Origin of the sequence: Cronbergia sp. UHCC 0137 (assembly GCF_034932285.1) — a bacterium.
GTDB lineage: Bacteria > Cyanobacteriota > Cyanobacteriia > Cyanobacteriales > Nostocaceae > Cronbergia.
Window position 1 is genome coordinate 12,127 of sequence record NZ_JAYGHC010000044.1, and the last position, 10,727, is coordinate 22,853.

10 protein-coding genes and 1 pseudogene are annotated in these 10,727 nt (G+C 39.7%); 3 read left to right on the forward strand and 8 right to left on the reverse strand.

Translation table 11 applies throughout. The features are described 5' to 3' along the window. From VB711_RS19560 to VB711_RS19585, 6 genes and pseudogenes are all read right to left on the reverse strand, one after another. A pseudogene (locus VB711_RS19560) lies at window positions 1-810 on the reverse strand (glycoside hydrolase family 10 protein); the annotation flags it as partial. A 235-nt stretch (window positions 811-1,045) separates the two neighbouring features. Next, complete coding sequence (locus VB711_RS19565; RefSeq protein WP_323287919.1) at window positions 1,046-2,425, reverse strand: TIGR03279 family radical SAM protein; 1,380 nt, start codon at window positions 2,423-2,425, stop codon at window positions 1,046-1,048. Between the two features lie 291 nt (window positions 2,426-2,716). Continuing rightward, window positions 2,717-4,408, reverse strand: a complete 1,692-nt coding sequence (gene nadB / locus VB711_RS19570) for an L-aspartate oxidase (RefSeq protein ID WP_323287920.1) — start codon at window positions 4,406-4,408, stop codon at window positions 2,717-2,719. A 6-nt stretch (window positions 4,409-4,414) separates the two neighbouring features. Further along, complete coding sequence (locus VB711_RS19575; RefSeq protein ID WP_323287922.1) at window positions 4,415-4,681, reverse strand: hypothetical protein; 267 nt, start codon at window positions 4,679-4,681, stop codon at window positions 4,415-4,417. 82 nt (window positions 4,682-4,763) lie between these two features. After that, window positions 4,764-5,192, reverse strand: coding sequence for a photosystem II complex extrinsic protein PsbU (gene psbU / locus VB711_RS19580; protein ID WP_323287924.1), 429 nt, complete (start codon window positions 5,190-5,192; stop codon window positions 4,764-4,766). A gap of 177 nt (window positions 5,193-5,369) precedes the next feature. Then, on the reverse strand, window positions 5,370-6,146 hold the full coding sequence (locus VB711_RS19585) for a DUF3120 domain-containing protein (RefSeq protein ID WP_323287925.1): 777 nt from the start codon (window positions 6,144-6,146) through the stop codon (window positions 5,370-5,372). A 330-nt stretch (window positions 6,147-6,476) separates the two neighbouring features. On the opposite strand from VB711_RS19585, the gene ppk1 reads away from it, so the two are divergent. Then, window positions 6,477-8,642, forward strand: coding sequence for a polyphosphate kinase 1 (gene ppk1, locus VB711_RS19590; RefSeq protein ID WP_323287926.1), 2,166 nt, complete (start codon window positions 6,477-6,479; stop codon window positions 8,640-8,642). A gap of 201 nt (window positions 8,643-8,843) precedes the next feature. Then, entirely contained in the window at window positions 8,844-9,257 is a 414-nt protein-coding gene (locus VB711_RS19595) for a response regulator transcription factor (protein WP_323287928.1), read from the forward strand. A 75-nt stretch (window positions 9,258-9,332) separates the two neighbouring features. On the opposite strand, the gene VB711_RS19600 is transcribed toward VB711_RS19595, so the two are convergent. After that, window positions 9,333-9,512 carry a hypothetical protein gene (locus VB711_RS19600; protein WP_323287929.1) on the reverse strand — a complete coding sequence of 60 codons (180 nt, stop codon included), beginning with the start codon at window positions 9,510-9,512 and terminating at the stop codon, window positions 9,333-9,335. A 177-nt stretch (window positions 9,513-9,689) separates the two neighbouring features. On the opposite strand from VB711_RS19600, the gene VB711_RS19605 reads away from it, so the two are divergent. Then, on the forward strand, window positions 9,690-10,235 hold the full coding sequence (locus VB711_RS19605; RefSeq protein ID WP_323287930.1) for a DUF2854 domain-containing protein: 546 nt from the start codon (window positions 9,690-9,692) through the stop codon (window positions 10,233-10,235). A gap of 131 nt (window positions 10,236-10,366) precedes the next feature. Here VB711_RS19605 and VB711_RS19610 read toward each other — a convergent pair whose 3' ends face one another. Beyond that, window positions 10,367-10,627 (reverse strand): chlororespiratory reduction protein 7, encoded by a 261-nt coding sequence (locus VB711_RS19610; RefSeq protein ID WP_323287931.1) that lies wholly within the window; start codon window positions 10,625-10,627, stop codon window positions 10,367-10,369. Between the last annotated feature and the right edge of the window lie 100 nt (window positions 10,628-10,727).

The window sequence follows — 10,727 nt, forward strand, 5'->3', positions numbered from 1 at the left end:
GCGGGGTTTGGAACTGGGAGGTTTTGCTGGTGATGTGGATACTTTAACTACTGGGGATGGTGTTTTTGATGGAGTAGCGATCGCCCAAGGACAGCTAAAAGTTTCTTGTACCTGAATATTAGATGGGGATTTTAAATAACGATTAAGTGCTGCTTGTAACCAATCCCGGTCTAACTGAGAGTTAGAGATCGTATTTTTTCCCCAATACCAACCGAAAAAAGTAGATCGATTAGTGGTGATGACTGCGGTAGAACGATTTTGATCATCCCAAATAGCAGCTTGATGATTAGGATCATTAGGAATAATCACACCTCCCAAAACATTCCCCGTCAATGCTGATGGAGTATTCCCATCTTGAATTTGAATATTTTTGGGTTGTAATTGTTGAGTAACATTGAGATTAAATCCCCAATAACCTCCTAATAGCGATCGCACAATATTCCGAACCCCCGGTGGAGACAACTTACCCACAGCCCCACTAGCAATCAAGTAACCCCCTTGTTTTGTCCATTTTTCGAGAGCGATCGCTTGTACTGGAGTTAATTTTTCTACATTTGGCAGGAATAATACCCGTTGTTTCCCCCAATCTGCTGGATTTCGGACTTTTTCCAGGGGAATAACACAATATTTCACCCCCATTGATTTTAACCGATTAGCGATCGTTGGCCAATCATTAGCATTTGTCTCACTTTTCACCACACTCAACATATTCGCAGTTACAGGAGAAATTCCCACATAACTGAAAATCAAAAAACTAATTAATTTAGTGACTAATTGATTATTTACAACCCACTTTACCTGAATCTTCACCACTAATTCCTTTTACTTATAGATATTAAAAGTTTCGCATTGACAGAATATATTAATGTAAGTTGCTAGTTAGATCAAATAAGGTGCGTCAGACCCGATAATTTAGCATACAACAGATTGTCTATATCTGACGCACCGCACTAATATGCGATTCTAAAAGCCTTAAACTAGGCAATTTTCCTAATAACCCAAGTTGCTAGTTATCTAATTGGGGTTGGTAATTGGTAACTGAAAATCAAATCCCAGACATCATCCTGTACATCCTTAAATCCTGAACATCCTGATTCAGACTTTTAATACAATTATTAATCAAATCCTCAACTCCTGTAACTGGTAGTATTTTAGTATTTAATTGATTAGCAACATCATCAACATTTAAATCATCTAAAAATATCAACTCCCCATGTTTTAGCATCACAGAAGGCAACAAGATTCCCTCACCTAAATCTTTATCCTTTAACTTTAAAAGTAAATCATGACCAGTTAGCAACCCAGTTACACTAATATCCTGTCCCCAATAATCGCTAGATAAAGCTTGCATATTTACCTCCAAACCTTCAACAGAATTTAACTGTTTGACAATTGATTGAAAAGCCTGTTCCACAGCATTACCAACAACCCAAGTTAACCTTCTTTGAGGTGAAACCTTAACTGGGAGTAATTCAGCAGCAGCTTGAGTAAATTGTTGAATAAATAACCGAATAGAACCAACCCCATTATCAATTTGTGGATATTCCTCATATTCAGCTTCAGTTGGTAATTCTTCCCCAGCAATCAAAAACCATTCATCAGCTAACCAAGCAACATTAGAACCAAACTTTTGGCGGAATTGTTGAGAGAGTGACTTCACTTGCAAAATCACTTCCCGCGCTTTCTCTTTAGTCACAGGTATTAGTTCATCATCTTGGGGACGAAATCGGGTTAAACCAACAGGAACAACAGCTACAGATGCGACAGTCGGAATTTGTCCTTTGTGAAATGAAACTAAATCTCGTAATGTTTTTTCTAAATGTTCACCATCATTTATCCCCGGACAAACAACCACTTGAGCATGAATTTGTAATCGTCGTTGTTGAAACCATTTCAGTTGTTGTAAAATTTGTCCAGCGCGGGAATTTTTTAAAAGTCTAGTTCTCACATCTGGTTCTGTTGCATGAACGGAAACATATAAAGGAGACAACCGCATTTGTTCAATTCGTCCCCATTCTTTTTCTGATAAATTGGTAAGTGTCAGATAAGAACCATATAAAAAACTTAGCCGATAATCGTCATCTTTTAAATATAAACTAGACCGTTTACCCGGTGGTTGTTGGTCAATAAAGCAAAATGGACAACGATTATTACATTGAATTAAACCATCAAATAAAGCCGTGGCAAATTCTAGTCCTAAATCGTCATCATAATCTTTTTCAATTTCCAGATGATGAGTTTTGCCAGTAGCGTCTAAAACTTCTAGTTCTAAAACTTCATCAGCGCATAAAAACTGATAATCAATTAAATCACGAGGCTGTATGCCATTGATAGCAACAATAGAATCTCCCGCTTCAAACCCAAGTTCAGCAGCGATAGATTCGGGAAGTACCTTAGTAATTTTTGCAGGTTGAATATTAGTCATTGGAACAGGGAATAGGTAATAGGTAATAGGTAATAGGTAATAGGTAATAGGTAATAGGTAATAGGTAATAGGTAATAGGTAATAGGGAACAGGGAACAGGGAATAGGGAATAGGGAACAAATAAGAAACTTTAATTCTGAGTTTAAAGCCCAGTCAAAAAAAGGATGTTTTTACAAGATGCGTAGCACGAAAAAAACAGTGTCATTATTTCAATCTCATGTTTTTAAACATGAGTTTTTTCTGTTCCCTGTTGCCCGTTCCCTGTTCCCTCTGAATTAACTCCGAGTAATTTTAGTTTTCTCCACCAAAGAGACGCAAGAACTCAGATTTGTACCAATCATGATTTTGTATAAGTGTGTGAAGTTGCCAATTAGGGTCTGTTTGGGGATAGTCTAGGCGATAGTGTCCACCACGGCTTTCTGTTCTGAAGATAGAACTTTTAAGAATTAAGTAAGCTACATCTAATAAATTGCGAGTTTCTGCCCAAAGTCTTAATTGTTGTTGAATATTAGGTTGATGGAAATTGACTGTTTGCGTGGGACGTAAACCTAGTAAAAATTGACTTAAAGGTAAGATCGCAAAATCTTGTTGCCAAGATTCTATTGTAGCGATCGCACTCATCATACTTCTTTGTTCTCGACAAATACCAGCAGTTTGCCAAACTAGACGGGGTAATTTTTCACGAAATGATTCTAGCTGCATTTGTTGTTGCTTCCACTCTTCTTCAGAAAGAGTTAAGTTAGCAGGATCAACAACAGGATCCGATTCTCTCAATTGATCCTTCATCCTTAAAACTTCATTTTCTAAATCAGCCATCTGCGCCCCAAAAACAATACATTCCAATAAAGAATTACTCGCTAGACGATTGGCCCCGTGTACTCCCGTACTCGCGGTTTCTCCAACGGCGTATAAACCAGGAATATTGGTACGATTTTGTAAATCTGTCATAATTCCACCCATCCAGTAATGGGCTGCGGGGGCGACAGGAATTGGTTGATTGAAAACATCAATTCCCCAATGCTGACAAACTTTGATGATATTAGGAAAACGGTGACGAATTTTGTCAGGAGGGATGGGGCGCATATCTAACCAGACATGGGCTGTGGCTGGATCAACAGATGTTTGTTGTAAATGGCTAAAAATGGCTCTACTGACTACATCTCGCGGCGCTAGTTCGCCATCTGGGTGGTAATCAAAGGCAAAACGCCGCCCTGTGTCATCAACGAGGTGCGCCCCTTCACCGCGTACAGCTTCGCTAATGAGAAACCGTCCTGGTTTGGTGAGGGCTGTAGGGTGAAATTGGACAAATTCTAAGTCACGGAGGATAGCCCCAGAACGCCAAGCGATCGCTACACCATCACCTGTACTGACGGCGGGGTTAGTGGTTTGGGCAAATACCTGGCCTCCGCCACCGGTTGCTAATACGACAGCATTAGCCCTGATCCAGATAACTTCACCTTGATAAAATAGGCTAATTCCTTGAGTGCGTTCGCTTTCGGGTTCTATCCACAGACTTAAAGCCAAGGCTTGCTGGATGACTTTGATATTTTGGCGACGCAAAACTTGGGCGGTAAGGGTGGTGGTTACTTCCCTACCTGTGGTGTCGGCAGCATGGAGGACACGGGGACGAGAATGGGCTGCTTCTAAGGTGAAAGCTAAGTTATTATGATGACGATCAAAAGCTACACCTAAATTAACCAGTGATTGAATACATTTTGGTGCTGCTTGAGCTAAAAATTCTACAGCTTTTAGATCACATAAACCCGCACCTGCTTTTAATGTGTCTTCTATGTGCAATTGAGGAGAATCTTCTGGGGCGACGGCTGCGGCGATACCTCCTTGGGCCCAATCACTGGCAGATAAGGCAACGGTTTCTTTGGTAATTAAGCCGACTTGCAACGATTCTGGTAAGCACAAAGCTGTATAAAGTCCAGCAGCACCGGCACCGACTACTAAAACATCAAATTGTCTGGGTATATCCAAGGAATTTCAAATTATTGGTAATTGGTAATTGGTGATTGGTGATTGGTGATTGGTGATTGGTAATTGGTAATTGGTGATTGGTAATTGGTGATTGGTGATTGGTGATTGGTAATTGGTAATTGGTGATTGGTAATTGGTGATTGGTGATTGGTGATTGAGGTTTGAGGATTGAGGTTTGAGGATTGGGGATTGGGGATTGGGGATTGGGGATTGGGGATTGGGGATTGGTAATTGGAGATTAGAAATTAGTGATTGAAACTTGGGAGTTATCATTACCCATCACCCATCACCCATCACCCATCACCCATCACCCATCACCCATCACCCATTACCCATCACCCATTACCAACTTAGGTTATCTATAAATACCGTTGTTAAAACGATCATCACCTTCGTTAAAGGCAGATTCGTAATCTGTGACGGTGAAGTTATCCAAGTTGGCTTGTAGTAGTTGTTTTTGGCGATCGCTCAATCCGGGCAAATTCAATATATCTTCTACACTCTTGTAAGGAGCATTTGTGATAATTTTTTTGGCCAGGGTGGGATATAGCCCTGGGAATTGTTGGAATGCCCGGACATTGGTATTATTCAAATCAAGTTTTTTCCCAAAATCCGTTCCTAACTTGGCATCTGCTCGATTTTGACGCTCAATGGCCAAAACTGGAACTTGAGTCCAACCAAAGTTGTTAAAACTGGCAGCTTGGGCTACGGGAGTTGTTCCCATCCATCCCCAGCAACCGAGTAACAAACTAAACACTGTTAATAAACGCACCAATCCTTTCACAATTTTCTACCTCTTTAAATCAAAATAGAAATAGCTGAATCAAAACACAGCAGTCATCAGAACCTAATATACATCGTATTAATATCCACAATAGACTTATTGTTCAAGTTGGGGAAAGAGTAAAAGAAAATATAGAAATTTTTATTGTCCCCAATGGTGAAATGACTAGGAAAAGCCCTAATGGGCAACAATGGCTGCTAGTAAGAACAGACTATCCACTAATATTGTACTCAAAACTGCTCCCCCAAAGGCGTACCAATGGCGTTGTTTGTTCACTAATGATAATACTCCGACGATCATCAGCACCAGGGCGAGGGTTATAGCCCAAACTTGTCCCCAGGTTGTTTGTACTTGTGTTAAGGCATTTTGTAAGATTTGTGAAGCTCCTACGGTGTCAGCATTCATAATTTGCCGCCAATAAGGCATTAAATCTGCTAGATAAAAATATATATCTGTTAACACTGTGCCAAATAATGAACCTAAATAAAACCAATTACCTACTTTTCCCCAATTTCGCGTTAAACACCAAAGGGCGTAAGGTAGTCCAATAGATTCTATGGGCAGGTGCCATGCAGGTTCCCAACGTAACCAACCCCAGTAAATTGAACCTGCTAACCAACTCCAACTGAATCCTTGTAATAAGTCTCCCCAAAGGTGGGTGTGGGGACGGGACATCAAGGTGATACTTAGCCAAACCCAAAATCCTGTAATCGCTAAACTGAGTGTTGGCAGCGATCGCACTAATGGCGCTTCTATAAATACTGGCACTGATACCAAAAACATGGCGGCTATAAATACTAGCCACGTTTGAGGGGCAGAAATCTTAGATTGTAAAGGGAGTGATAAATACAGGCTAGATTCCAAAATACCCTTTTGCTCTTGGTTGCTAGACTGCAACTCAGTATTTAGGGAATTTTTATCTAAAATGTTGGCAGGAAATGTATGATTAATCAAAGTTTTTAATATTCGTTACTAAACTTTACTTATCTTATCTAAAATACTATATCACTAAATCCCCCCCTGGGGCATTTTGATTATACAGTCATTTTACATAATTTGGCTGGGGATTGGGGATTGGGGATTGGGGATTGGTGATTGGTGATTGGTGATTGGGGATTGGTGATTGGTGATTGGTGATTGGTAATAAATTAATTATTCTTCCCCTGCCTCCTGCCCCCTGCCTCCTGCCTCCTGCCTCCTTTTTTCAAAATCAATTCACGCAAATTTACGATATTTGTGTATCATCCTATAAGACAGGCTACACCACCAAAACTCTAGGTAATTATGCCGAAACCCAAAAAAAACAATCCTGCTACTAACTTAAATGACCCCCAATATTATATAAACCGGGAATTAAGTTGGTTAGAGTTCAACAACAAGGTATTACATGAAGCTTGCGACCCCCGGACACCACTCTTAGAAAGGCTGAAGTTTTTAGCCATATTCAGTTCTAACTTAGATGAATACTTTATGGTACGGGTTGCAGCTTTAAAGCAACAGGTAGAAGCAAAAGTCAATCTTTTGACTCCTGATGGTCGTACACCCCAACAACAGCTAGATGAGATTCAGTTACAATTGAGTCCCCAAATTAAGAAACAACATCAAGAATTTGAACAAATCCTGCGACCTCTGTTAGCCAGCCACAAAATTCACATTTTAGACTACATAGAACTGAATCAAACCCAGCGCAATTATTTAGATAACTATTTTGAAGAACAGATATTTCCGGTTTTAACTCCCTTGGCCGTTGATCCTAGTCATCCTTTTCCTTATATTTCTAATCTCAGCTTGAATTTGGCGGTAGTGGTAAAAAATCCAGATACAGAAGAAGAATTTTTTGCCAGAGTCAAAGTTCCTAAAGTTTTACCACGATTTTTGCCTTTACCACCAGCTTTGGGAGTTAAGCACGACGGACAAGCAGCGCACTGGACAGGAGTACCTTTAGAACAAGCGATCGCACACAATTTAAATTCCCTATTTCCAGGGATGAATATTCAAGAATACCACTCTTTCCGCATTACCCGCGATGCTGACCTAGAACTAGAAGAAGACGAAGCAGACGACCTACTATTGGCCATTGAACAAGAACTCCGTAAACGACGCATGGGTGGAACTCCCGTTAGGCTAGAAATTCAATCCCAAACTCCAGAGGTAGTCAGTTCTCGACTTTTACAAGATTTGGAACTCACCGAAAACGATGTTTATAAAATAGATGGTCTTTTGGGACTGCGGGATTTAATGTATTTTATGGCATTACCCCTACCAGAACTTAAAGATCCCCCACGTCAGTCTGTGGTTCCGGCACGGTTACAGCGCCTCAAAGAACCCACTATTGATACTGATGTTTTAGAACTCGAAGAAGGAAAGGATTTCTTTGCTGTTATTCGTGAAAAAGATTTGCTGGTACACCATCCCTATCACTCTTTTTCTAGTTCAGTAGTCAGGTTTATTACCAGCGCTGCCCACGATCCGAGCGTTTTGGCGATTAAAATGACGTTATATCGCACTTCTGGCGATTCACCCATAGTTAATGCCTTAATTGCGGCGGCAGAAAATGGTAAACAAGTTTCGGTGTTAGTGGAATTAAAGGCGCGGTTTGATGAGGAAAATAATATCTACTGGGCTAGACGTTTAGAAAGAGTTGGAGTTCACGTCGTTTATGGTTTGGTCGGACTCAAAACCCACAGTAAAATTGTCCTAGTAGTGCGACGAGAAAGAGACCGGATACGTCGTTACGTGCATATCGGTACGGGTAACTATAACCCAAAAACAGCACGACTATATACAGATTTGGGTTTATTTAGTTGTCGGGAAGAATTGGGTGCTGATTTAACAGATGTGTTTAATTTCTTGACGGGTTATTCACGCCAAAAGACCTATAGAGACATTTTAGTTGCTCCGGTGAATATGCGCGATCGCTTTCTCGAACTGATTCAACGAGAAATCGAAAATGTCCAAAATGGTTCTACCGGCAGAATTGTCGCCAAAATGAACTCCTTAGTAGATCCACAAATTATCGCCAACCTCTACGAAGCCTCCCGCGCTGGTGTGCAAATTGACCTGATTATCCGAGGGATTTGCTGTCTCCGTCCAGGACTAAAAGACATCAGCGACAATATTCGCGTTATCAGCATCGTCGGCCGCTTTTTAGAACACTCTCGTATTTACTATTTCTACAACAATGGACAGGAAGAAATATATATCGGTAGTGCTGACTGGATGCGTCGCAATTTAGATCGTCGGGTTGAAGTAATTACCCCAATTAAAGACCAAGAAATCGCTAAAGATTTACAAGAACTGTTGGGAATCATGTTAGCAGATAATCGCCTAGCCTGGGAACTAAAATCTGATGGCAGCTATGTCCAAAGACGACCCTACGATGATTCTCCAGAGGCTAACTCTCAAAAAATTATCATGGATATGGTCTTGCGATCGCCCAGCATAACCTAATCTCTAATTACTATAAATAAAAGTTGTGCATATTTTCTATAATATGTCAACTTTTTATTGTAAAGAAACTGTAAATCTTTGATGGAATTTCTGATTTTTGATCTAAAATAGATCAAATTATTCATCCATAAGATAGAGGCAAGGCAATTAATTGATCCTGTAAACTATATAAACGCGCCTATATGATGTTTATTACCTTAAATGTTAATGCTAACCCGTGAATCTTCTACCTTCCGTGTTTTAGTAGTTGACGATCACGAACTAACTCGCTTAACTTTACAATTAGCTTTCTCCTGCCAATCTGATATTCAAGTAGTTGGTTTAGCTAGTAATGGTCGAGAAGCTATTGAAATGGTTAAATGTTACTATCCTGATGTCATTATTCTAGATTTGCAAATGCCAGTTATGGATGGATGGAGTGCATCTGGTTATATTAAAAGCATCTCCCCCAATACACAAATTCTTGCTTATTCTTCCCTAGAAGACGCACGGTTAGACCAAACCAAAGCAATGTCTAGCTTTGATGATATTTGTAAAAAAGATGTACCGACAACCGAACTAATTGCCCTAGTCAGGCAGCTAGGCCAACGTCATAGAAGTAGTTTCGTTGGTTAATTATAGCAGGAGTCAGGAGTCTTAATTTGTAGGGTGGGTTAGCCTATAGCTTGTCCACCCTACCTGATTTTCTAACTATTTTCCGGCTTCTGGCATCGTGCGTTTAAATTCATCAATTAGATCATCTAATTCTTCCAAAGCCTGATTAACATCAATTCTCAAAGTCCCTAAATTTGGTTGTTCTAGTAGACCCAAAAGGTAATCACGCTTACCTTGAACCACCGCAATTCGTTCTTTTATTGTCTGAGTATCCATTGTTTTTTCCACTATTTGACTATCTTCAAATTTAAGCTAACGCAAAAGTGGCTAAGTATTCTATTTTTTTCAGGATTTACGCAAAACATAACGGAAGTAGGGGCAATTCATGAATTACATTTACCGAGTAGGTCTATAATTAAAGTAATTTGTGAAAAATTATACTCATTTAAGATCATGCTCGGCAAAATTTCTCTGGGAACACTGGGTTTAACCATTGGTAGTATACTAATTATCGTTGGGTTCATCGCTTATGGTGCTGATAATGCCACTCTCAACTTAGTAGGATTTTTTTATGGCTTCCCGTTATTTTTGGGAGGACTAGCACTCAAAGCCAATGAACTCAAACCCATACCCTTCAGCCAAACTACCACACCATCAGTTTTAACATTACGGCAACAGCAAGCAACCGTAACTCAAAACAAACTCCGCACAGATATCACTCGATTTTGTTACGGTCAAGAAGCTCATTTAGATCGCGCCCTTGATTACCTAGATTTAAATCCTAGTGATGAAGAAAGACCAGTAATTACCAGTTTGCGAGAAACAGAAGTTAATGGCGCTTATTGTTTAATATTAGAGTTTGATTCTCCCCTCATTTCCATGGATATTTGGCAAGAGAGGCATGAGAGAATGACAAAATATTTTGCTCCAAACGTTGAGGTTAAAATTACACAACCTAGTGAAAATAAAATTGAACTAGCATTAATCACTACTGCATAGAAAGAATCGGCGGTTAGAAACCGCTTCTATACAAACTAAGTCCACCTCCGTGGACTAAGGGAAAATTCAGTTTTTAACCGCCGAATTGAGATCAAGTTGACATTTATAGTTTTTTACCTTTTAAAGTGAAACTACTTTTCTAAACGTACTGCGTACCACTGAAAATAATGTCCAGGTTCAATATCTAACTCACAACTGGTATTGAGTAAATATTGTGCTTGATCTGCCACAGATGCAAACTTTTGTACATCTGGTGGTAAATCTTCAAGTTGCTTATGCTGCAAGATATTTTGGAGTTTTTCTAATAACTCTGCTGTTGTGAGAAATTGTTCGGCTTGGTTTGCCTCTAGAACAACAAAGTTATCCTGTTGATACATTAATGGATCTGGCATTTAAATTATAGATTTTAGATTTTAGTTTTTATAAATCTACTCCCATGCGATTATAGCAATAATAGGACTTAGGCAACCCCCCTGACCCGTTCCCCTAAGG

Bases quoted from the DNA above. Each gene is read 5' to 3' on its own strand.
- VB711_RS19565 (WP_323287919.1), bottom strand. From the start codon at position 2,425: ATGACTAATATTCAACCTGCAAAAATTACTAAGGTACTTCCCGAATCT.
- VB711_RS19575 (WP_323287922.1), bottom strand. From the start codon at position 4,681: ATGATAACTCCCAAGTTTCAATCACTAATTTCTAATCTCCAATTACCA.
- ppk1 (WP_323287926.1), top strand. From the start codon at position 6,477: ATGCCGAAACCCAAAAAAAACAATCCTGCTACTAACTTAAATGACCCC.
- VB711_RS19595 (WP_323287928.1), top strand. From the start codon at position 8,844: ATGTTAATGCTAACCCGTGAATCTTCTACCTTCCGTGTTTTAGTAGTT.
- VB711_RS19600 (WP_323287929.1), bottom strand. From the start codon at position 9,512: ATGGATACTCAGACAATAAAAGAACGAATTGCGGTGGTTCAAGGTAAG.
- VB711_RS19605 (WP_323287930.1), top strand. From the start codon at position 9,690: ATGCTCGGCAAAATTTCTCTGGGAACACTGGGTTTAACCATTGGTAGT.
- VB711_RS19610 (WP_323287931.1), bottom strand. From the start codon at position 10,627: ATGCCAGATCCATTAATGTATCAACAGGATAACTTTGTTGTTCTAGAG.